Source organism: Rhodococcus sp. DMU2021 (assembly GCF_019641445.1).
Lineage (GTDB): Bacteria > Actinomycetota > Actinomycetes > Mycobacteriales > Mycobacteriaceae > Rhodococcus > Rhodococcus pyridinivorans.
Genome location: NZ_JAIFKB010000019.1, coordinates 57,138 through 77,809, shown reverse-complemented (window position 1 = coordinate 77,809; position 20,672 = coordinate 57,138). Strand labels below are relative to the sequence as shown.

The following is a 20,672-nucleotide window of genomic DNA, read 5'->3' as shown; positions in this document are numbered from 1 at the left end:
CACATCGACCTGAGAGGTTTCCCGTGACCCCGTTGACGATCAGCTACGAGCGTTGCGTGCTCAACGCGCTGCTCGATGACCCCGACTCCTCGTTCGCCGAGCAGTTCGCGAACCTCGACTTCCACGACGCCGAGGACGAGCGCACATGCCTGGAATATCTGCGGTCGCTGCTTGAGTCGCTCACCGAGTACGCGGCATGGAAGTCCAGCACCGAGGCGCGTGTGAGCGTCTACGGCGAGTTCACCTGTGACGGCGAGGGGTTCCCTACAGGAAACGGCCTGACGATGCAGGTCTTCCTCGATAGCTTCGGCATCTGCGATGTCGGGATCGACTCGGTATGGCAATTGCCGCTGGGCGAGGAGTTCACTGTCTTCGATCTGATCGACGGCACCGTCGCCTACTTCAACGAGCTGGTCCGCAGGTTGACCGGGCTGCTGTGTCCACCCCCGGCGCGGTCGCTCGCACTGTCGGTGTTCCCGCCCGATGTCGTGCGCAGCGAAGCCACCGAGGATCCTCACCTCAGCGACGTCGAGCGTGCCCGGCTGCGCGCGGCGACCGATGAACAGATCGCCAACGCGATCGACCAGGCGCGGCCTGCCGTGGAGGACCGTTGGTACGCGATCCATGACGAGCTGCAGCACGCAGCGGTGCACTCGCTCACCCATCCCTAGAGCGTCATGTCGTATACCCGGTACCAGCGACTCAGCGAAGGCCGGGCCATGCTGTGATACAGCTCGATAGGATCGCGCGTGCAGACGAACTCGGAAGAACAGCACTTCTGCACGTCCATGCCGCAAGCCCTTGAAAGGTGTCTTAGTGACGAGAAGTAGACAGCGGTGCCGCATCTGCCGGAACCCGATCGTCGGATCCCCAGAGACGAATCAGGGGCTGTGCTACATCCATCGAAAGGACCCCTCGGCACCCATAGGGTTGCGGACAAAGAAGAGCAAGGCAGCGCCGGTTCCCGGACCAACAATTTTCAACCCTAGCCCCGAGCAACGTGCACAGGTGGAACGATTCATCGGCGAGCTTCGTATCGCCATTCGGAAGCGATGGTCGGTGGGTCCTCGCGCGCTGTCCCAGCAGACCGAATCCCTAGTTCGTGCAGCCGATGCGCCGCCGGAGTTGGGATCTATTCTGAGGGGTTTGGGATACAATAGGAACGACCCGATAGCTGATCTTGTCCGGCGCGAGATCCGCAAAATCTCCCGGATGACGCCCCAAGCGCGCGTTGTCAACGGCGGTCTACCTGGCCTTGGAGGGAACGGATAACGCCCGGTGTGGATATACCTCTTCACCGTTTACAGAGAAGGCGTGGCAGACCTGGACAACGCTCTAGGGAAACTTTCGAAAGCAACTACGACATAGATGATGAGCTTTGCAATTAGTGTCGGTTCGGCCGGTCGAGTTCGAGGTACTGACGTCTGGCTTCCTCGGCAAGCCAGGGGTACGCCCGCGCAATCTCCACGAGCACCCTCTTCTTGATGACGGTGCCGGCAGTGTCGGACAGCTGTTGCCCACCACTGCTGCGGACGCCGTTGCGGTGCGCGTCGTAGTTCGATCCGATGTGCCGCAGCCAATTCACGCACAACCGTTTGAGGAATGCTTCGCTCGAGGTCGTCTCGGCCGGCTGTCTTCCGGGGGCGAGGCGGGCGTTGTAGTGCGCGATCGCGCGGCGGACGAGCACCGGCGGCGCGAGCTGGACGACCTGCACATCGACTCGGGTGGCCGCGGCCATCGCCTTGGTGTGGTCGGGGCGGGTCATCGTGTGATCTCCGGGGCCGGATTGAATGCGACTGCTGCCTGCTGCGCGAGATGGTCTGCGGTGCCGGAGTCCTCGGCGGTGGCGCAGGAGCGTTTGAGGACCACGCCGTCGATGTCGAGGACGCAGGTGACGTGCATGTCGGTGCCGGTCCCCGACACGCTCGCCGGGGTGAGCCCGCGCCAGGCCTGCCGTTGGGTACTCATGGTCACTCCCCCCTGCGGTGCCCGCGTGGTGCTCGTCGGTGGGGTGGTCGGGGTTCGGGACGTCGAGGCCACCGGTATCTCCTGGGCGTAGCTCGGCGGCCCGGGGTCGGGTCCGGTCTGGGGAATGACAACGATGGTCCGCACCAGGTCGTCCTTGGTGGACGGGCAGCGCTGGTTGCTCGCGCTGATGTCCTGCCACACCGATTCGCGGTCGTCGCGACCGACAATCGCTGCGGTGACGATCACGTTCGTGGCGGCGGAAGAGTCGAAGTTGTCCCAGGACGTTGCCTTCGCGCCGACCCCGGTATCTGCGGCGGTGTCGTCGGAGACGAAGATCCGCGAGGACTGCCACCGCATCCCGTCCGCCTCGGCGCCGGCCGCCGGCCGGGTGCCACCGCACGCCAACGATCGCGCATCGGCGGCGGACAGGTTTCGGGTGGTCGCGTTGGTGGCATCAGCACCGTCCGTCCACGACCGAAGGCTCACGCCGGTGATCGACTGGTCGGCCGGGAGGACCGATGCGGCGACGTTCGGCAGCTCCTGCTCGCGAAAGTCCGGTGCGCCGGTCATCGCTGCCGACAGCGCCAGTCCGCCTGCGACGGCGATGACCACCACGCTCGCGCCGACACCACCGAAGAGTGCGAGGGTGCGTTTGGAGATTCCGCCGGGCGCGGGTTCGTCGTCCTCGTCGGTGTCGGTGATAGGTCGGGGTCCCGGATCGTCGGTGCTGTCGATCGCTGCAGCTGCGAAGGTGAGGGCACCGCGGCACAGCACGTGCTGGGGATAAGCCATCACTTTCACGGGGCCGTGAACTCGCGCAGCGGCGGGTACGGCCGGGTCGTAGGCCAGTCCACCGCTCAGCATCAGTCGGTGACTGATCGGTTCGGTGGCGTTCTCGTCGAGCCGCGTCAGCAGCTCGCTGAATCGGTGGGCGAAGTACTGCGCACCTGTCGCGTCAACGTCCTGTTCGGACAGCGTGATCCGTCCGACGGGCCGGGGCAGGTGGACGGTGACGGCGTCGCTGTCCGCGAGCGCTTCTCGGGCAGCGCGTACCCGGGGGACGCCGGCGAAGCCCCATCGGGCATCCAGGGCCTGGTCCGGGAAGCCGGCGTCGGTGAGTGCGTTGGCGAGGAGGAATCGGTCAAAGATGTCTCCGCCGCTGTCTGATTGGGCACGTCCGATGATCCGTGGGCCGCGCTCACCACCGACGACGGCGATCGCTGACAGGTCGGTGGCTCCGCAGTCGACAGCGATGATCCCAGCACCGACCGGCAGCGCGGGGAGGGCGTAGGCGAGGGCCTTGTCGGAGGGGATGAGGGTGACGGTGCGGGTCAGTGCAGCGTGCACGATCCGTTGGAAGCGGCGCCGCAGCTCGGGAGTCCACGTCGAGGGCACGATCAGCACGATCTGGGGGGTTGTCCCGAGCTGGGTGAGTGCCGCCTCCAGCACGGGGCGCAGCAGCAGCTCAGTCAGCGCTTCAATCGACCAGGACACTCCATCGATGACGAGGGACGGAACGTCGAGGCGGTCGACCAACGGCCCGAGCTGCGCCAACGTCACTGGGTCGTCCTCGCGGGCTGGCCGAGGTTGCCCGGCCTGCACAACCAACCGCGCCGGCGGGGCGGTGGTGCCATCGACCAGGAGAGGGGTCACACGGCCGCTGGCATCACGAATGGCCGCGGTGAGCGTGCACGCTCCGACGTCGATGGCCAGGACAGGGTGGGACATGCCGCCGATGATTGCGGGTTGCTTCTCCAGCTCGCTGGCATTCCATCTCACGTGCGCTGATCAGCGCACGTTCCTCGGCATGGTGGCCCTCGCTTCACACACGGTGAGTTTCACACCACCGCATCGAGAGGTTACTCGGCGACATCACTGCGGTCGCGAATCAGTGGAATGCGAGGCGGCGCGACCCGCGCGGGTTCGGTGGGCAACCAGGCAGTCTCGTCATCCATATCCGGAGCCTCCACTGCACCGCCGACCGCGGGGCAGTGGAGAAGGCCAGTGGCAGCGTCTGTCGTCGAACGCCAACCACCAACCAGAGGAGATGATTCGTATGGCAGGGCTGCAGGTACATGAAGGTGCTTCCACCCCAAAGGGCAACAACCCGCGACGTCACCCGCGCGAGTACACCATCGTCGACTGGGATGTGGTCCCCGAAAATCTGGTGGAAGCCGTCGCCGTCGGTTACTACCCCTATCGCAAGCCGGACTCCTTCGAAGAACGGATCTCACACCTCATCAGCCGCATGTTCGAGAACAAGAAGTCGGTGGAAGACGCGGTCCGTAACGGGATCACGGTGACTCAATGGCCGACTTCTCCTACGCCTGACCAGCGCCGCATCATGAAGCTCGTCATCGCCTCTGAGGACGCGTTCGATCAGCTGCAGACCGCGTACGGCTCGTGGCAGTCGATCCGTCGGCACTACCCGGAGACGAATCTCCGGTCCGACCTCACCGCGATCGGTGTTGCCGGTTACCGACTCCTCCTTCAGCAGAGCGGGACAGTTCCTCAGCACCGCACCCGCAGCACCATCGACAGCGACTACGAACTGGAGCGTCGCGTCGAAGCATTGGTCCGGTTCTGCAACACCGCTGTTCAAGAGAGCCCGTCCGCCGCGGCCTGATCAGCTTCCGCTGCCCGGGGTCCGGACACGCAGCGCGCGATTCGGGTCCCGGGGAGTGGAGAACCAAGCGGGCATGCTGCCCGGACATCTTCTCCCGACCCTTTGAGGATCAATTGTGAGCACTCGCCCCGGCCCGCGGACCATCACCACGGTCACCCTTCTCGCACTGACCGTCGCCAGCTGCAGCAGTACCGACAGCGACACCAGTACGGTCGAGGATCTGCGCGGCAACACCGTGAGCGCCCTCGACTTCCCCCGCACTGTCTTCGACGGATGGGAGATCACTGATCCCGCCGGTCGGCCGGTCTCGGTGATTCCCGCGATCGTCACCGCGGCTGGGACGAGCGACGGCCTGGTCTACTCCCCCGCCGAGTGCGGGCCGGACGGTGACCGTGGGGCTGCCCTGTGGGCGACCGCACGGGGCGGTGACAGCTGGGCCGGACAGGTCGGCGAGAACCTCGACACCGAGCAGTCCTTCACCACCACCGTTGCCGCCACGACGGACAACAGCCTCAACGCCGTCACCGATTTCGCGCAGACCTGCTCGCAGTACACCGTGACTGTCGGAGAGAAGACAGTCGACGTGGTCACCGAGGTCAACAACGAGGAACCGTTGAAATACGGGCTCTCCGATGCGCGCCTGTTCACCACCACCGCAACCCTCAGTGGCTCGGAGTCGGTTCACTCGACGCTGACCGGAGTCAGCCACAGCGACGACCGCGTCCTGATCGGCCAGTTCACCACCACTGGCCGGATCGACGGTCCCACCATCAACGTCGCCGGCAACTGGTGGAACATCGTCGCGACCAAGGCGACCAGCGCCACCAACTAAGGCGTGCTTACCAAATGGGGACGCCTCCATCGAGTACACCGGGCGTCTTGCCACATGATGCTGACAGTGGATTCGCCATCTGGAGCACGGAGACTACTGGGATTGAATCCGCCGCAACATGTTCGCGAGCAGTATCACAGCGTCCGCTGCGATACCGGCGTCGGTCCTCGAAGTCGTTGTTCGTCGGTGTTTTACCGCCTGGGCCACTTCGATAGTCGCACGTGCGAGCTTGCGCAACTCCGCGTTGTCAGATCCGACCAGCTCGACTTCGATGTAGCGCTCCAGCCTGATCTTCGTGCTTGCGACGGGTGGCTCCGAGTCATCACCCCGCTGGTGCCGACTGTGGTCATAAACGGTGGCGGACAGCGCCTCCAGGAGTGAGACGCAGTCGTTCCCGACATTCGAATAGTCCTGCTGTGTAGACGCGGTCTCGAAGTGCCGACGCAGCTCGGAGATCTCCTCGTCGACACGAGGCCAGCCAGTCACCTTGTGCGGTGAAATCGGTGTTGCCAACGTCGACGTGATCGAGCCCGCCTCGCGCTCATCAAGCACCTTGTGAAGTGGCTCGAAATGTTCGTCCAAGATGTCACGACGAGCCTGCCAACTCCCACTCGCACCCTCTTGACGCCAGTACTTGTAGAAGGTGTTGAAGTCTCGGAACGGCAGGTCGAAGGTCGTGATACCCAGACGCCCCAGGACCGCTTTGAGTGCTCGGACAACGAGGATCGAGTCGTCCGAGCTGATCTCGGCTCCACCGGTCCCGTAACCCTCGAACTCCTCATGCGCGAACCGGGCCAGCGCAACCGCAACCTCGATGTCTGGATGGTCAGCCAACGGCCCGCGCGCGATTGCCTGAAGCATGTCGGTGTTCAGCGTCCGCTCAACACGCTCGGAACCTCCCCACGGATCAGGAGATCCCCACGGGTCAGGATCTTCGATAGTGCGCTCTGACCAGAATTCCGATGGCCTCATGCCTGGGAAGGCTATCGAACGCGACTACAGTGCGGCCGACTGCGAGCAGTGTGAGTAGCGAATCGCCGAGCGCGAGGCAGTGATGGTGTCGGGCAATCCTCAGAGAGTCGAAGAAGCCAGCGGCGGCGGACATCACTGCAGAGGTGACAGCCGGTCCGCCCGGCCCACGAGGCTGACTCACCGAAGAAGAGATGGTAACTCGGGGTCCATGAGGCAGGTCGGGGGGATTGTTGAGTGTCGAGATGCTCACCCTCGACGCATAGGTTCGTCTGTGGATGCGAGATGTCCATGCCAGGCGCGTTCGAATTGGGCCTGTGCTGCACCGTGCCTGTTCTTCAAGATCAGTCCGGTGATCTCGTCGGCGGTGGCCATTCCGATCTGTCCGTCGATCGCGTGCGGGCGGTGCAGTGCCAGGACGATGTCGGAGTCCTCCTCGATGGATCCGGATTCCTTGAGTTCGTCGAGTCGCGGCAGTTTGTTCGGGTCGGCCGCCGAGCGGTTGAACTGTGATCCGGCGACGACGACGGTTTCGAGTTCGCCGGCGAGGAGTTTCAGGCCGCGGGTGAACCGTCCGACTTCCTCCGCCCGGTTCATCGAGCCGCGGCCGCCATCACTGGACAGCAGCTGCAGGTAGTCCACGACGATCAGACGGAGCTCCCGGCCGCTCTCGGCGAGGGCAGCTTTCGCGGCGGTGGCGGCCCTGCGGATGTCAGCGACGGTGCGGGAGCGGGTATCGATGAACAGCGGCCAGGCCGCAATCGTCGAGATCGCCCCCGAGACACGGTCCCACTGGTCGTCGTCAAGGCATCCGGGTTCTCGGAGCTTGTTGAGCTCAACGCAGGCTTCGGCGGAGATCGCGCGTTCGATCATCTGCTGTGCTGACATTTCGAGCGCCACGTAGAGCACTCCGCAGTCGTCTCGACATGCCTGGCGGGTCCAGTCCATCATCGCGACGGTCTTGCCGGTGCCCGCGCGGCCGGCGACGGTGACGAGGCTGCCCGGTTGCAGGCCGAGGGTGATCTCGTCGAAGCGCGACCAGCCCGTGCGTAGACCGGCGGGCACTTCCCCGTTGAGGCGCTGGTCGAGCAGCGCGAAGTACTCGTTGACCTGGTCGCTGATCGACGGCAGCAGTTGAGCGGTCGCTGAGGTGGAGGCGAGCGCGTCCATCAGGAACGCCCGGTTGGTGTCGAGGTCCTGACCGTCGTCGAGCGCAACCACGGCCTGCTGCAGTGCCCGCCGTCGGGCGTCGACCGCGGCCTTATCCGCGATGCGAGCGACGTGATCGGTTGGTGCGGTGGAGGTGAACGATTCCTGCACCGCGGCCGCGAGGACGTCGAATCCACCGACGGTGGCGAGGGTGTCGGTGGTCTCGAGGGTGACCATGACTGTCGACAGGTCGACGGTGCCGGTGTCGGCGGTACGCGCGATAGCGGTGAAGACAGTGCGGTGAGCAGGGACGGTGAAGGCTGCGGGGGTGAGTCGGCCGAGGGTATCTGTGGTGAACCCGGGGTCGTCACCGCGCAGCATCGTGCCGAGGACGATCCGCTCGGACAGCACCATCGCCGTGCTCATCGCAGAGCTCCGGTGCGATGCAGGAGCCGCTCGTGCATGGTGCGGATCTGTGCGGGTAGTGGACCGGGATCGCGGAGGGTCGGCTCGGGGAAGTGCGTTCCGGGGGCGTCGATCATGCGGACGCGGATGACGGCGCCGGGTCGGTCGAGTGCCCAGGCGTGGGTGTGGCCGGGACGGGCGTAGGTCTTCGCTTCGGCGCCGTAGACGAATCGGGAGTCGTCGACGGCGAGCTTGAATCTCTTGTCGAATGCCTGGGTTGCCTTGCCGCCCTTGTTCGCTCGGTCGTTCGGGGACAGTGCGTCCTGCACGGCTCGCAGGAGCTTGTCTCGGTCCGGAGGTTGCATCGCCGGGATCCGAGGCAGTTCCCCCGCGACGACCGGTGTGATGCGGGAGGTCTGGTCCTCGAAGCTGCGGGGAAACGGCATGGTGAACGCGACGTCGATCAGGGCGGGGCCGTCGATCGGTCGCCACTGCACACCGAGTTCTCGGAGTGCTTCGCCGGTGATGTTGTCGCGCCAGGCGTACATGGTCGGGTCGGAGGCCTTCACGCGGCCTGGGGCGACAGCGACCATGGAACCTTGCGATTTCGGGTCACCGTGGACGACCAGCCAGATGGTGCGATCGATGCGCCCGGTCATGCCGCCGAGTGCGGCGTCGGTAAGGACAGCGTCACCGCGGTGATCGTCGGCGGTGGTGGTCTTACTGGCGGGGGGTCGTTGACGATCCGATGTCCTAGGGGCGGATCTGGTCGGTGTCGCGGTGTCGCGAGTGAGACTGCGTCCGCACTTGCGGCACGCGGGACCCGCCACGACGAGCCAGTTGCAGCCCGGGCAGATCACGCGGGCACCGCTGTCGAGTAGGTCTTGCGCCGAGAAGTGCGTCATGCGGCTGACGTTAGGGATCTGCTTCTCCGCTACGGCCGCGCACGTTGTGATGTCAGTTCGCTGATGACCAGTTCAGACGTCGCTCCGGATATGTGGCTGTTCACCGACTTGTCGATTCGCCGGAACATTCGCCATCCCTGCGCACTCGAACTAGGGAGCAGCACTCAACGCTGCGAATCAGCGCATGCCGTGCGTGGCATGCCCGACCGTGGGAGAACACATGAACTGCAGGAGGATCATCGCCGCCGCGATGGCCGGCACCGCTCTTACCCTCGGGGCGGTTGCGACCGCCGCACCGGCATCGGCCGAGACCGTCACCGATTACCAGAGCAACGGCGTCAACATCCGTTCTGCTCCGGACGGCCGTTCAGCGGTGATCGGCCGTGGCTACATCGGACAGGGCGTCACGATGATCTGCGGGACATACGGACCCGACACCAGCGGCCCGCAATCCAACTTCTGGATCTTCTCCCGCAACCACGTCACCGGTGTCGAGGGGTGGAGCGCCGGCAGCAGCTTCAAGGGGGTCATCAACCGGTTGCCCGACTGCTGACAGGTCGACGGCCACGCCTTCGGGCATTGGTGCCCCCGCTCCGAACCTTCGAGGTGGGGCATCGTCGCACGCAGGTGCTCGGGCGCTGGCTGGAAGGCACAGCGGTTCCAGCCTCTCGGGTTCGGTGGAGAACGCGGCGGTCACACTGCGCGGTGCGGAGTCCGCCACCAGTGGCGCAACGAGTGAAACACTGTCGGTGAGCGTCTCTAGCGTTGCAGTCACCAGTTCACGACGAGCACCAGGAGAGAGCTCCATGTCCCCCATCGCGTCTCGACCCAGCGCCAACGTCGCTCGTTTCGTTGCCTACGATCGCAACCCGATGCGGATCGGGAACCCGGAGGATGGCACCGCCATCACCGTCCGAGCCGAGACGTTCGTCGAGGAGTACGCCTCGATCGCGATCAAGGAGTTCGTCGAAAAGTCCACTGGTGACGGCTTCGACACCGTGTACGTCAAGTTCGACGCCTCGAGCGGCGCGCAGGGCATGCAGCACGACTTCGGTGCCTCCGCCGAACCCGGTGGGCCGCTCGCCCACCGCCTGCGCCAGGCCTACGAGACGGGCACACCGGTGTATGTGGCGATCGAGACCCGCCGCCGTAAGCACGTGGAGAAGAAGCGGGACGAGCCCATCGATCCGCGCACCCCGATCCACACCCTGCGTGGCGCCACGGGTGAATCCCTGTCGGGGCAGCCCCAGGCGACCAAGGCGAACTGCGTGAAAGTCATCGTCGCGGCCGGTTCCGTCGACGATCCCGCTGATACAGCGATCGCGTCGGATAAGGACCTGCGTTCCGACATCAGTGAGTGGACGCAGTTGCGCGGCAACAAACTCGGGGATCTGCCGCCGGAGGGCTGGCGATGCTTGGTGGCCGACGGTAAGCGCACCGGTGGCATCACCAACGCGACTCCGTCCGGTAGCGCTCCCGATGTTGACGCGATTGCCGAGGCGATCGCCGGGAAGATCGCCGGTGGGAAGAGTGCCCAGACCCGACAGTCGTCGTCTGCCGCCAACCCTGTCGTGCGCGGTCGGCCGGGTCTGGTCGCGGAGGCGAAGGCCTGGGAGCCGGTCAACAGCGATGGTCGCCCGAACATGGGCTCGTACCTCGCGGCGAAGCTGCGGGCCACCCACCAGTCGGCGGTGTACCTGTTCCAGGACGCTCTGACCGCGGTCGAGGAGCCCGAGCAGCCCGAGTTGACCGAGGAGGAGTCCCTCGAACACGTATGGCAGCTGACCGAATTGCTGCTGTGGCTCGCTGACCAGGTGCAGAAGCACGTCGTCGGCGCGGTCAACCGGAACGAGACGTCCCACAAGGAAGCGGGCCAATGGGTGCAGCAGGTGATCACGACCCGCTACCCGTACGCGGTCGAGCACATCACCGACGACCGCGCACGCCGTGAGTGGGTGAAGGTCGTCGGGAAGGCGGCAACAGAGGACTTCGCGCGCACGCAGCGAATGATGGCGGCTTACCTGAAGATTGACCTCGAACCGGCCACGGAGCCACAGAATCCACGTGCAGGGCGCGGGCAGAACACCGCGGCACAGCCGTCCCAGAATGGCGGCGACTCGCCTGCGCAGCGGCAGCCGAGCGGCGGCGAGAGCGCACCGGTACAGCAGATCCAGCAGCCCCGGCCAGTGACCGCCGGTGAGGATCCGGACGCGGTGACCGCGTGGAAGAACCTGGCGGACGCGTGCGGCATGAGCGACTACATCGACGACCTGCGCTTCATCCTCAAGGCCACCTTCAAGGTACCCACCGGCGTGCTCCGCGAGATCGAGGCCAGCGCCTTCACTCGCCAGGTCGCGCAGTGGGCCGCCGACCCGATGGCCTTCCGCCAGCAGGCGGGCCAGGCATTCAACAACGACCCGGAGAACCGCAAAGCCAGCTGACAGCAGCACCTTCCGGGCGTAGGTCGCCGGATCTGAAACACCCGCCACCTGCGCCCGGGACGCTCGACCCACTACCACCGCACCATCACACGAAAGGCACCACCATGGCAGGCGACACCGTCCTCACCATCGTCGGCAATCTGACAGCCGACCCCGAGCTGCGATTCACCCCTGCGGGCGCCGCAGTCGCGAACTTCACCGTGGCGTCCACCCCCCGCAACTTCGACCGGCAGTCGAACGAGTGGAAGGACGGCGAGGCACTGTTCATGCGCTGCACCATCTGGCGTGAGGCTGCCGAGAATGTCGCCGAGACGCTGACCCGCGGCTCACGGGTGATCGTGCAGGGGCGCCTCAAGCAGCGTTCGTACGAAACCCGGGAGGGTGAGAAGCGCACCGTCGTCGAGCTCGAGGTCGACGAGATCGGCCCCTCCCTGCGCTACGCCTCCGCGAAGGTCACCAAGTCCGGCCGCAGCGGCGGAACCGGGGGTGGTTTCGGCGGCGGGCAGTCCCACTCCGGTGGCGGTGCGCCGACCGACGATCCGTGGGGCAGTTCCCCGCAGAACGGCAACTACGCCGGCGCCAACGCCGGTGGCAGCGACGAACCGCCGTTCTGACCCGACCAGCCATTGCGAGGCGGCAGGCGCCGATCCTGGTGTCTGCCGCCTTTCCATGCGAAAGGAGCAGTCGTGACACGCACCACCAACACCGACACCGGGTGCCTCCACTGCGGCAGTACGGTCCAGGCACTGCCCGAGGGCATCGACGATGAGGACGGCCAGACCTGGTTCGCCGACGGCGACATCAGAGTCGACAACACCGGGCCCTGGGGACCGGCCGTGTACATCCACGGCGTCGAGACCACCGCGAACGCGCTCCGCGCGGAGGCGATGGAGAGGCTGGCCGCCGCTCAGGCCGTGGACCTCGCCGCCAGAAACCGCCGGTGAACCACCCAGCGGACAACCCGCCCCGATGAGCGAGCCCCGGTCGTCCAACGGATAACCAGGGCTCGCTTCGCCGGGATGTCAGCGCTGCACTCCCCTGGCGTGTTCGGTCAGCAACCAATCTCCTCATGTGACAAGGAGACGTCGCCGGCCGCTGGACGGACAGATTCAGTCGTCCTCCCAGACCAGGTTGTGCAGACGCATCGCTTCGATCAGATCGGGGTCGTGCTCCTCGACCGGGCCGTAGTCCAGCACCGTAACGTTCTTGCTGACCGGTCCGTCACCGGGACGCTCGTACAGCGCCCAGAGCACCAGCCCGTCACCGTGCCGGGACTCGAACTCGATGCCGGCCACCGGCTCACCGTCGGGATCGGGAAGAGTGTTGACCCACTGCGAGATCGCCTGGGTCAGGGCACGCGGGCGGCCGTCGCGGATCGCCGCGGTGTCGAGATCGAGCAGACCGAGCCGGATCGCATGCGGCCGGAACAGGGCTCGCAGGGTGGCCACCGACTCGGGGTCGCCGGGCACGACGAACCATCCGGTGATCGTGCCGCTGCCGGTCACCCGGGACGACATCCACGATCGTGGGACACGACCCGGCGCGATGGTGGGGAACTCACCCTCGTCGTCGTCGTCGATCTCGTCGAGCGCGGCACTGAGCTCGTCGCTCGTGCGGGCGTAGGCGAGGACCTCGAGATAGCAGGACAGGCGGGTCGCGCCGACGTACAGGGTTCGCCACACTCCCGCCGGGTCGTCCCAGCGGCCGGTGAAGCGCCCGTCGGTGGCGAACTCCCACGGTGTCCACTCCCACGAGGTCGGCGGGTAGCCCACCCGGTAGGCGGCCGCGCCGTCGACGTGGACGCAGCGGACATCACCGCGCGGAGTGGAGATCAGCGTTCGATCCGGTGCGCTCATCCGACCGCCGCGAACTGCCGGGCCGCGGCGAGGACCTGCGGGCCGACGTCGGACAGCTCGCCCTCGCGCAGCAGCAGCGCCGGCGGGCGGTCGTCGAGGATCGGGTTCAGACCCTGGAACCAGGTCTGCGCCACGGCGGGGGTGTCGCGTTCGGCGATCAGCCGGGCGGCGCGGTAGGCGATGCGCAGGCGTTCGACGTCGGTGTCGTTGTTGATGGTGCGGGTGCCCTCGGCCCACTGGCGCACCGCGCGGGTTTCCTTCACCTTCCCCAGGTAGGCGACCAGCTTGGCGCCGAGCAAATCGCGCAGCGCGGTGACAAGCTCAGATTGGGTCATGCGGGCGGCGTCGTTGTAGGCGGCGAGGTCGGGGCGTGGGTGTGCGGTTGTCATAGCATCCACCTCCTGATCACATGGTAAATCACACGGTCAATGCCGTCCATGTTCCCGTCCGACCGACGGCTCGCAGGGAGGCATCGACCATGGGCCCAAACCGGAGAGGCCCGAATGGAAGAAATCAGCCCGTTCGCGGGAACCATTCCGGCTTCTCGCACCTCTTACCTAACGACACAGGCAAGCCCGCTCACAGTCCGCCGGGACGAAGCGCTCGCTGGGCAGCGAGAAGACCTGCCGGTGTCACCGGCAGCGACCGCGCCGGTCCTCTGCCTCGGCTCGCCGGACAGAGGAATCATCGGATCTGCCCTGGATAGGCGTACGAGCTCGGCCCACCACCAAGTGGGGGGGCCGAGCTCGTCGTTGCTACCCATGCTCCGGGCGGCCGTCCGAGGCCGGCGTCAGGCTGCCACGGCGCGCCTGCCACCGCGGCGAGCGTCGGCCCACCACTGATCGAAACGCTCGTGTTCCTTCTCGTGCGCGAGGGCGGGGGCGACTACGAAGAAGCGTTCGACCGTCGGGAACACCGGGCCGCGGCGGTACTGATAGATGCGGAGAATGCCATCCTCGCCGGTCTCTGCCTCGATCAGCCCCCTGCGAACGCCCTCATCGGCGAGCCGACGCAGCATGCCCTCCATCGCACTACGTGATCCTCGGCAACGGATCCGGACCGAACGTGCGGCGTTGCCCAGCTTCGTCGGGTCGGTTTTGCGGGGCCGCAGGATGCGCCGCACCTCGTAGAGGGCATGTTCGCGTTCGTCGAGATCGGCATCGAGTGCGTCCAGGACCACGTCGAGTTCGCCATGCGCGCGCACCACGTCGATCAGTCGGCGTCCGCCTACGAGTCCTTGGGTGGGATTCAGGGCCAGCGCTAGGTGCTCCATGAGCAGTGCGTGCGCCCCGACTGCAGGTTCGGCCGCGTAGCGACTCAGTACCGCAGCTCGACTCACGCGATTCTGCAGAGAATACGGGCAGAAAGTGCAGGCCGATTTACCTGGGCTGGTCCCGATAACGGACTGCGTGTACGCGACAGCGGCCGCTCGATCCCAGCCCCACTCGATCAAGGGGTACTCGCCGATCCGAAGCGAAGTGTTGTGCAACGCATCCTTAGCCGCCCGTGCGGTCTCCCCCGCTTCGAATCCGATCACGTGGCGGTATGGATTGCCTCGGGTGACACGGGAAATCACCGGGTCCAGCGCATCACCCTTGGAATGGACCGAGCAAAGCCTCGCCCCGCCAGACTGCGGAATCGTTCCAGCAGAAGTCATCTCGTCCCACAGGGAATAGTCACCCTCGAGGTACAACCGTGTCGGCGTACGGGAATCGTCCAGAATCACAACACCATCACCGGCGATGGTGGTGTGGCGCTGCGATCGCGCAACCTGGACGAGCCTGACCTGTGCGTCCGCGATCCGGGGCAGGACGTGCTGTTCGAGGACGGCCCGACTGGCTTCCCACTCGTTACCGGTCATCGCAACCACGATGACCAATTCGTCAAGGTCGAAATCGCGGCTGGTCGGATCCTCGAGCCACCGCAGGATGATGGCCGTCGAATCTTCGCCAAGGCCCCAAGAAAGCACGACCTTGGGTGCTGGGCCTTCAGCGATGGGCATTGCAGTGCATGAAATCGGCATGGGTGTGTGTCCTTGTCGCAGAGCAGATCCGATGCGACGAAGGTATGAACCGGACGAGAAGGTGTTTCAAGCCGAAAACCGTTCCCGCACAGACACCCTCGCCCCCTGGCGATCACCGCGCCAATGCAGTCAGCACGCGAGCCCAGGTGCTCGAACATCACCGCGGTGCCGTTCGTGCCGCGAGGTGGATTGCACTGTTGACGCAAGTGGCGACGTCAACCTCCAACGAGACGTTGCTTGCAGCCGGGGTAGCGACGTAATCGACCGGACTGTCGGCGTCCGCAGGACTTGCGGCGCGCTACGGACCACCTGTGACCGGCAGGAACGCAACTTCCGGCTGAGTCCTGCCGTACGGTGCCGGGCATGCAAGCGCGAACCCCCACGACCCGGAGCAGCCGGGAACGACCCGGATTTGGCACGCATCTGCTACTCGCGGCGCTCTTCGGGCTGCTGTGCATCTGGAACCTCGCCTCCGACTCCGTGGGCCCCGGGATTGGCTTCGGCGTCGTCGCCGTGTCCTGGCTCGTAGTGGGCTTCATTCGCAGACACCGACCTTCCTCCGGCAACAGAGACACCACGAGGTAAGCGGCAACCGGTGTTCTGGCTCTCCCGAACGGAGGTGCTGCACCAGACGATGACGGCGCCACGTGCCCGGCGGTGGCGGAACGAATCGCCGGCTACGTACTTTCGCGGCATTCGGTACCGGAGCTTCCCCGACGACCATCCTCATGGACGAGTGGCCTCGCTGATTCCCGCCTGAACCGCGATCGCCGCGACCTCCAGGACGGCACGTACAGCCCGAAGTAGACCTCCTCGCACGGCGGCCACGTCACCGCCGAGACCGTTCAGACGATGTCGAGGAGGGCGGATAACTGCCCTCGTACGGTGTGGCCGTCCTGTTCGTCGACTGGGAGGCCGGAGCCGATGCCCACCCGATCCAAATTCGGTGCCCGCGCGGGTGCCGCCGCCAAGGCGAAGGCGAAGCAGAAGGGAACCGAAGTCCTACGAGACTGGCTGACCCTGACCTGGTTCACCGACTCGACTCCCCTGCTCGGCTTGCGCCGGTCAGTGTGGAACTGGCTTCTACTCGTCGCCACCGCAGCGACCGGCTACCTATCCGGTGCCACGATGCCGCTCCTGATCGCAGGCCTGCTGCTCCTCGGCGGTGCGGTGACTGTCGGGAGGGCTATGCGAGTGATGCCGGCCCGTCGGCGGTTCGTCGAGGGCCTGGTGGAGGACACCCGACAGGTCGCCGGGCATCCCCGCTCCACCACTGCGGTACGGGTGCCGGCCTCCTCGCGGATCAAGGTGTCGCGATGGGGTGCGAAGAACCGGCCGCTCGTGATGGACGTGACATTCGCGAAGACCGCTCCCGCGGCGCCACCCCTGGCCCGCGGACTACTGGAAAAGGCACTGGACCAGGTCCCCAGCCCCTACACCGAAAGCGGCGGTGGGTGGGTGTACTCCACCGATCCCAAGACTGGACAGCTCCGCGCCGAGGCGGTGCCGGCAGGGGACGAGCGCCTGTATCAGCAGCGCGAGATCGCATATCTACGCAGCAAATTCACCGACTGGTTCAAGCTGACGCCGAAGCACCTCACCGACGGGATGTACGACCTGCAGGTCACCGACTGGGCAACCCGAGAGCACCCCACCGAAGGACCCGTCCCCGTCCCCGCCGCCATCGCGTTCGCTTTCGGGTCGCACAACGTCGCTGCCCAGGACACCCGTGACGGCATCGAACGGGCCTGCGACGCCGAGTATCTGCGCGGGATCGAATGGATCTATACCTGGTCCGACGGCACCCTCGAGATCACCGGTGTCGATCCTGACTCCATCGGCGCCAAGCGCAAGCGGTCCGCTCGGTGGGTTGCCGATCTCATCGCAGGACAGGCCAAGGCTGCGCGTACGAAGGACTCGGCTACCTCGCGGGTCACCGGTTGGCAGGAGGAAGTCCACGGGGATCCGTGGGTGCCGATCGCGTTCACCGCGGACTTCGGGTCCGGCGCGTTCACGACCGGCCGCGACCAACGGGCGGTGGAGAACGTGATCGACGACGCCATGACCGCGTCCACTGCCGGCGTGGTGTGGGCCTACGAGTGGACGGTCGGTGCGACGACCACCGTCGAGGCGCGTGCCTTCCCGTCCAACCACATCGCAGCCCTGCGAAAGCTCGAACTCAAGCGGCTCCGCAGTGTCGTCGAGCAGAAGTTCGGCGGCCGTCGCAGCGATGTCGACGTCGAGGTGATCTCGTGGGAGCCCTGCGATGACGAGGCGCCCGTCGCATTGCCGGCGCAGGTCCGGGTGCGGTTCGGCGCGTTGGACGTCTCGAAGGCCGAGACCAAGGATGCGTTCGAACAGCACTACGACGGCCTATACACCGCGTGCGACTGGCACTACGACTGGCGCTCGGCCGAGGGGCTGGTCAATCTCACTGCAGTGCCACGACTGGCCAATGCAATCGCGTTCCCCGAGAACGGGACCCCGCTGTTCGAGGAGATGGTGGAGAAGTTCCGCGAGGGCAAGATCTACATCGGTCCGCAGAAGGGTGGTGGCGAATTTTATTGGGATCTCAATAAATGCGCGCATGGCCTTATCGGCGGCCGCACCGGCGCCGGCAAGAGCTGCAGCCTCGACATCATCCTGTTCTTGACGTTGTGGTGCAGCGACGTCGCCGAAATCATTGTCTGTGACCCGAAGCGAACCGACTTCACGTGGACTCCCGAGTTCCCCTCGGTCATCCGCTTCGCCGCCGGAGCGCTCGAGATCGTCGATGCCGTCGGATACGTGCGCCAGGAGATGGACCGCCGCCAGACGATCCTGAACAAGCGGGGCGTGCGAAACCTGCGCTACCTGCGGAAGCTGTATGCCGAGCATCCCGAGTTCGAAGCCGAGGACGGTCCGGCCCCGAAGCGGCTGATCCTGTTCTTCGACGAGCTCGCGAACTTCTGGATGAAGTCCGACAACGAGGACATCGAAGCGCAGAAGGTGACCGCCCGGACGCAGATGGAGGAGCTCGGACAGCTCGCCCGCGCCCTGGAGATCAACATGATCCTGGCGGCGCAGAAGCCCGACAAGGACCGCATGTCCACCCAGCTCAAGGAGATGTGCGAATTCCGGCTCTGCGTCGGTCCGGTCAACGAGTACACCTCGAAGCAGATCCTCGACACGAATCACGGCACCCGCTTCCCGGAGGAAGGGACACCGAAGGGGCGGGCCTGGGCCACCACCAGCGAACTCGGCTTCCGCGTGGTGCAGGTGCCGTATCTGCCGAACTCGACCGAGGACGCGCCCTGGCCGGCCTCGGTGGCGCCGCGGCCGCCGCATCCGATCACCGGGTCGAAGGACCGCCTGCGTGCACTGCTCGCTGCCCAGGGCTACCAGCAGGTGATGGTCCCGAACTCTGATGGTGGGCGGGAGCCGCGCTGGGTGCTGACCGACGAGCCCGTCGCTCCGGCGAAGGTGCAGGCCGTACCGGTGGTGGTGGACAAGCCCGTGCAGGAACCTGTGGTTGCCCCTGTGCCGGCCTCGGTGGGCGCCGCTGCGGGGACCGGTCAGGACGAGTGGGACGACGACGAGTGGTGAACCAGGAGGGTTTCTGGCGGGCGGCGACCTCGAATATCGCCACTGCTGTACCGAACGTGGCAGGTCGTCACCGATCACAGGGCGAGCCGCATGCTTCACCAGATCGATGTGGCGAAGGCCTCTCGTACGTTGACGTGACTTCGATCGAAAGGACTTCGATGTCTGCTGCACAGGAAACAGGAGACTGGCCAGGTGTTTTCGTCCACGCCCGTGAGCGTTGGCGGACGCTCCCGTACTGCACCAGAGTGCGGTCAGGGATCGCGGTGGGCGTTCCGCTCGCCACTGCGATGTGGATGATGCTCGCACCACGTGAACGAGGAACTGTCCACGCTGCGTGGCAGACCGCGGACAGTCTGGGTCGAGCAGCCATGGTCATGCTCTGCATCGCCGCAACCGCGATGCTCAGCTGGATACTGTGCGTGATCGTGACGGGCCGGTCACGCCACTTCCTGAGCTGCACCTGTCAGGACGTGTACAGCGAATCGTCCGGTATCAGCGACGCGACACAGGGGCACCGCTGATGGCGCCGCCACGGAAGGGACCACGCGAGGGAATCGTTTCGCGGGTCGTGTTTTTCGTCGTCGTCATCGGGATCGTGTTCGGGATCTTCCAGACCGTGACCGGCGGAACCAAGGTCGGCGACGATGGATGGTTCCGCATCGGGAACCAGAAGATCACCGAGCTGTTCGATCGGGGCAGTGACACCGCCAAGGAACAGCTCGAGGAGATCACCGACGGCGCCGGGACGCAGCTCGGCGAAACGATCCGCGAACAGCTGTCGACCACCGCACCGGCATCGGAAGGGAACGGCGAGTGAGCATCCTGAAGTACGTGCTGTGGGTGGCGGTCGGACTCGGCGTGTTCCGCGGCTGGGTGAACTGGTCGGAGTCAGAGGGCGTGGACTCGACGACCATCGTCCGGCTCTTCGAGACGGTCGTGAACACGATCGCCGACCTGACCTACCAGTGGCTGCCGGCGCTGTTCGACCTGATCGGCGGGAAGCCTGTGACTGCACCGGACAGCGGTCCTGCGGTCGAGAGCCTCGCCCCGTCGATGGTGGGGGTGTCGTCATGGTGATGGGGCCGACACACGCGATGTCCGGCGCCGCAGTCGGACTCGCGGCCGCCGCGGTCCTCCCGACCGGCTGGGGTGGCCCATCCTCGCTCGCCGAGACGTTCGCTTGGGCTGGCGTCTGTGCGGGCTCGGCGCTGCTGCCCGATCTCGATCACCCGCAGTCGACGGTCGCCCGGTCGTTCGGCGTCGTGTCTCAGATCGCGTCCGAGGGCATCAACGCGGTATCTGCGGCCTTCCACGGGTTGACCGGCACCCGCCGCGACGGCACCAGATCGGACGGACACCGCACCCTCACCCACACGCTCCTGTTCGCAGTCGTCCTGGGTGTGGTGGTGTCGGTGCTGGTCGCGACGTTCGGGAAGCCGGCGATCATCGGCACGCTGTTCCTCACCCTCGGGCTGGCGATCCGGGGTCTGGCCGGGGACTGGTCGAAGAAGCAGGGCTGGCTCGCCGTCACGCTCGCGGCCGCGCTGCTGTCGGTGATCGCGTGGCAGGCCTTCCCCACTGAGACCGGGTCGGTGTCCCTCGGTGTCGCTGTCGCGCTCGGCTGCATCACGCACTGCATCGGCGACGGCATCACCCGTGAGGGCATTCCGTTCCTCGCGCCGCTGGTGACGGTGAACGGGAAGCGGTGGTGGGAGTTCACGCTGCCGTCGTTGCTGCGGATCCGCGCGGACGGGCCGTTCGAGAAGGTCGTGCTGCTGCCGGCGCTGACGGCCGCGACGGTCGTCCTGGCGGTGCTGGCGGTGCCGGGGTTCGAGACGGTCGCTGACGCCGCAGCCGCACGCTGATCAGGAGGTGTCGGGCCCGCCATCCGGGCCCGCCGATCGGCGCATAGG

At 66.0% G+C, this 20,672-nt stretch carries 19 protein-coding genes; 11 read left to right on the top strand and 8 right to left on the bottom strand.

Translation table 11 applies throughout. The annotated features are described in order from the left end of the window. Positions 1–23: 23 nt before the first annotated feature. Positions 24–671, top strand: a complete 648-nt coding sequence (locus K3M35_RS21790; RefSeq protein WP_217580350.1) for a hypothetical protein — start codon at positions 24–26, stop codon at positions 669–671. A gap of 713 nt (positions 672–1,384) precedes the next feature. Here K3M35_RS21790 and K3M35_RS21785 read toward each other — a convergent pair. After that, entirely contained in the window at positions 1,385–1,765 is a 381-nt protein-coding gene (locus tag K3M35_RS21785; RefSeq protein ID WP_217580349.1) for a hypothetical protein, read from the bottom strand. Continuing rightward, the gene (locus tag K3M35_RS21780) at positions 1,762–3,696 is read right to left on the bottom strand and encodes a hypothetical protein (RefSeq protein WP_217580348.1); all 1,935 of its coding nucleotides are present in this window, start codon (positions 3,694–3,696) and stop codon (positions 1,762–1,764) included. The genes K3M35_RS21785 and K3M35_RS21780 overlap by 4 nt, the downstream gene beginning before the upstream one ends. Between K3M35_RS21780 and K3M35_RS21775 the strand changes: the two genes are divergently transcribed. Continuing rightward, positions 3,695–4,594 (top strand): hypothetical protein, encoded by a 900-nt coding sequence (locus tag K3M35_RS21775; protein WP_220666964.1) that lies wholly within the window; start codon positions 3,695–3,697, stop codon positions 4,592–4,594. The two genes, K3M35_RS21780 and K3M35_RS21775, sit on opposite strands and share 2 nt — an antisense overlap. Before the next feature lie 115 nt (positions 4,595–4,709). Beyond that, positions 4,710–5,426: a hypothetical protein gene (locus K3M35_RS21770; protein WP_217580346.1), complete on the top strand. Its 717-nt coding sequence runs from the start codon at positions 4,710–4,712 to the stop codon at positions 5,424–5,426. A gap of 93 nt (positions 5,427–5,519) precedes the next feature. Here the strand turns inward: K3M35_RS21770 and K3M35_RS21765 are convergent, their stop codons facing one another. The 3 genes from K3M35_RS21765 to K3M35_RS21755 form a co-directional block, all read right to left on the bottom strand. Beyond that, positions 5,520–6,398, bottom strand: a complete 879-nt coding sequence (locus K3M35_RS21765) for a hypothetical protein (RefSeq protein ID WP_254707622.1) — start codon at positions 6,396–6,398, stop codon at positions 5,520–5,522. A gap of 246 nt (positions 6,399–6,644) precedes the next feature. Beyond that, on the bottom strand, positions 6,645–7,970 hold the full coding sequence (locus K3M35_RS21760) for a DnaB-like helicase C-terminal domain-containing protein (protein ID WP_217580345.1): 1,326 nt from the start codon (positions 7,968–7,970) through the stop codon (positions 6,645–6,647). Further along, positions 7,967–8,854 carry a hypothetical protein gene (locus tag K3M35_RS21755; protein WP_138845929.1) on the bottom strand — a complete coding sequence of 296 codons (888 nt, stop codon included), beginning with the start codon at positions 8,852–8,854 and terminating at the stop codon, positions 7,967–7,969. Before K3M35_RS21755 ends, K3M35_RS21760 begins: the two co-directional genes overlap by 4 nt. Before the next feature lie 220 nt (positions 8,855–9,074). Between K3M35_RS21755 and K3M35_RS21750 the strand changes: the two genes are divergently transcribed. From K3M35_RS21750 to K3M35_RS21735, 4 genes are all read left to right on the top strand, one after another. Continuing rightward, on the top strand, positions 9,075–9,407 hold the full coding sequence (locus tag K3M35_RS21750) for a hypothetical protein (RefSeq protein WP_138845930.1): 333 nt from the start codon (positions 9,075–9,077) through the stop codon (positions 9,405–9,407). 253 nt (positions 9,408–9,660) lie between these two features. Then, the gene (locus K3M35_RS21745; RefSeq protein ID WP_138845931.1) at positions 9,661–11,295 is read left to right on the top strand and encodes a hypothetical protein; all 1,635 of its coding nucleotides are present in this window, start codon (positions 9,661–9,663) and stop codon (positions 11,293–11,295) included. 104 nt (positions 11,296–11,399) lie between these two features. Next, entirely contained in the window at positions 11,400–11,909 is a 510-nt protein-coding gene (locus K3M35_RS21740; protein WP_138845932.1) for a single-stranded DNA-binding protein, read from the top strand. A gap of 72 nt (positions 11,910–11,981) precedes the next feature. Continuing rightward, complete coding sequence (locus tag K3M35_RS21735; RefSeq protein WP_138845933.1) at positions 11,982–12,239, top strand: hypothetical protein; 258 nt, start codon at positions 11,982–11,984, stop codon at positions 12,237–12,239. Positions 12,240–12,404: 165 nt separating this feature from the next. Here the strand turns inward: K3M35_RS21735 and K3M35_RS21730 are convergent, their stop codons facing one another. From K3M35_RS21730 to K3M35_RS21720, 3 genes are all read right to left on the bottom strand, one after another. Further along, entirely contained in the window at positions 12,405–13,151 is a 747-nt protein-coding gene (locus tag K3M35_RS21730; protein WP_138845934.1) for an RES domain-containing protein, read from the bottom strand. Next, a complete protein-coding gene (locus K3M35_RS21725) occupies positions 13,148–13,540 on the bottom strand; it encodes a hypothetical protein (RefSeq protein WP_138845935.1) in 393 nt (130 codons plus the stop codon). The genes K3M35_RS21730 and K3M35_RS21725 overlap by 4 nt, the downstream gene beginning before the upstream one ends. Before the next feature lie 401 nt (positions 13,541–13,941). Continuing rightward, a complete protein-coding gene (locus K3M35_RS21720) occupies positions 13,942–15,153 on the bottom strand; it encodes a hypothetical protein (RefSeq protein WP_217580343.1) in 1,212 nt (403 codons plus the stop codon). A gap of 945 nt (positions 15,154–16,098) precedes the next feature. Between K3M35_RS21720 and K3M35_RS21715 the strand changes: the two genes are divergently transcribed. The 4 genes from K3M35_RS21715 (at position 16,099) to K3M35_RS21700 (ending at position 20,624) form a co-directional block, all read left to right on the top strand. Then, positions 16,099–18,759, top strand: coding sequence for an FtsK/SpoIIIE domain-containing protein (locus K3M35_RS21715; protein WP_217580342.1), 2,661 nt, complete (start codon positions 16,099–16,101; stop codon positions 18,757–18,759). A gap of 568 nt (positions 18,760–19,327) precedes the next feature. After that, a complete protein-coding gene (locus K3M35_RS21710) occupies positions 19,328–19,576 on the top strand; it encodes a hypothetical protein (RefSeq protein ID WP_138845938.1) in 249 nt (82 codons plus the stop codon). After that, on the top strand, positions 19,573–19,836 hold the full coding sequence (locus tag K3M35_RS21705) for a hypothetical protein (protein ID WP_138845939.1): 264 nt from the start codon (positions 19,573–19,575) through the stop codon (positions 19,834–19,836). Before K3M35_RS21710 ends, K3M35_RS21705 begins: the two co-directional genes overlap by 4 nt. Further along, positions 19,830–20,624 carry a metal-dependent hydrolase gene (locus K3M35_RS21700; protein ID WP_138845940.1) on the top strand — a complete coding sequence of 265 codons (795 nt, stop codon included), beginning with the start codon at positions 19,830–19,832 and terminating at the stop codon, positions 20,622–20,624. The genes K3M35_RS21705 and K3M35_RS21700 overlap by 7 nt, the downstream gene beginning before the upstream one ends. The last annotated feature ends 48 nt before the right edge of the window (positions 20,625–20,672 follow it).

Excerpts from the sequence above, each read along its gene's own strand:
- K3M35_RS21750 (WP_138845930.1), top strand. The coding sequence starts at position 9,075 with ATGAACTGCAGGAGGATCATCGCCGCCGCGATGGCCGGCACCGCTCTT.
- K3M35_RS21740 (WP_138845932.1), top strand. The coding sequence starts at position 11,400 with ATGGCAGGCGACACCGTCCTCACCATCGTCGGCAATCTGACAGCCGAC.
- K3M35_RS21785 (WP_217580349.1), bottom strand. The coding sequence starts at position 1,765 with ATGACCCGCCCCGACCACACCAAGGCGATGGCCGCGGCCACCCGAGTC.
- K3M35_RS21730 (WP_138845934.1), bottom strand. The coding sequence starts at position 13,151 with ATGAGCGCACCGGATCGAACGCTGATCTCCACTCCGCGCGGTGATGTC.
- K3M35_RS21765 (WP_254707622.1), bottom strand. The coding sequence starts at position 6,398 with ATGAGGCCATCGGAATTCTGGTCAGAGCGCACTATCGAAGATCCTGAC.
- K3M35_RS21755 (WP_138845929.1), bottom strand. The coding sequence starts at position 8,854 with ATGACGCACTTCTCGGCGCAAGACCTACTCGACAGCGGTGCCCGCGTG.
- K3M35_RS21780 (WP_217580348.1), bottom strand. The coding sequence starts at position 3,696 with ATGTCCCACCCTGTCCTGGCCATCGACGTCGGAGCGTGCACGCTCACC.
- K3M35_RS21760 (WP_217580345.1), bottom strand. The coding sequence starts at position 7,970 with ATGAGCACGGCGATGGTGCTGTCCGAGCGGATCGTCCTCGGCACGATG.
- K3M35_RS21745 (WP_138845931.1), top strand. The coding sequence starts at position 9,661 with ATGTCCCCCATCGCGTCTCGACCCAGCGCCAACGTCGCTCGTTTCGTT.
- K3M35_RS21700 (WP_138845940.1), top strand. The coding sequence starts at position 19,830 with ATGGTGATGGGGCCGACACACGCGATGTCCGGCGCCGCAGTCGGACTC.
- K3M35_RS21720 (WP_217580343.1), bottom strand. The coding sequence starts at position 15,153 with ATGCCCATCGCTGAAGGCCCAGCACCCAAGGTCGTGCTTTCTTGGGGC.
- K3M35_RS21775 (WP_220666964.1), top strand. The coding sequence starts at position 3,695 with ATGCCGCCGATGATTGCGGGTTGCTTCTCCAGCTCGCTGGCATTCCAT.
- K3M35_RS21715 (WP_217580342.1), top strand. The coding sequence starts at position 16,099 with ATGCCCACCCGATCCAAATTCGGTGCCCGCGCGGGTGCCGCCGCCAAG.
- K3M35_RS21725 (WP_138845935.1), bottom strand. The coding sequence starts at position 13,540 with ATGACAACCGCACACCCACGCCCCGACCTCGCCGCCTACAACGACGCC.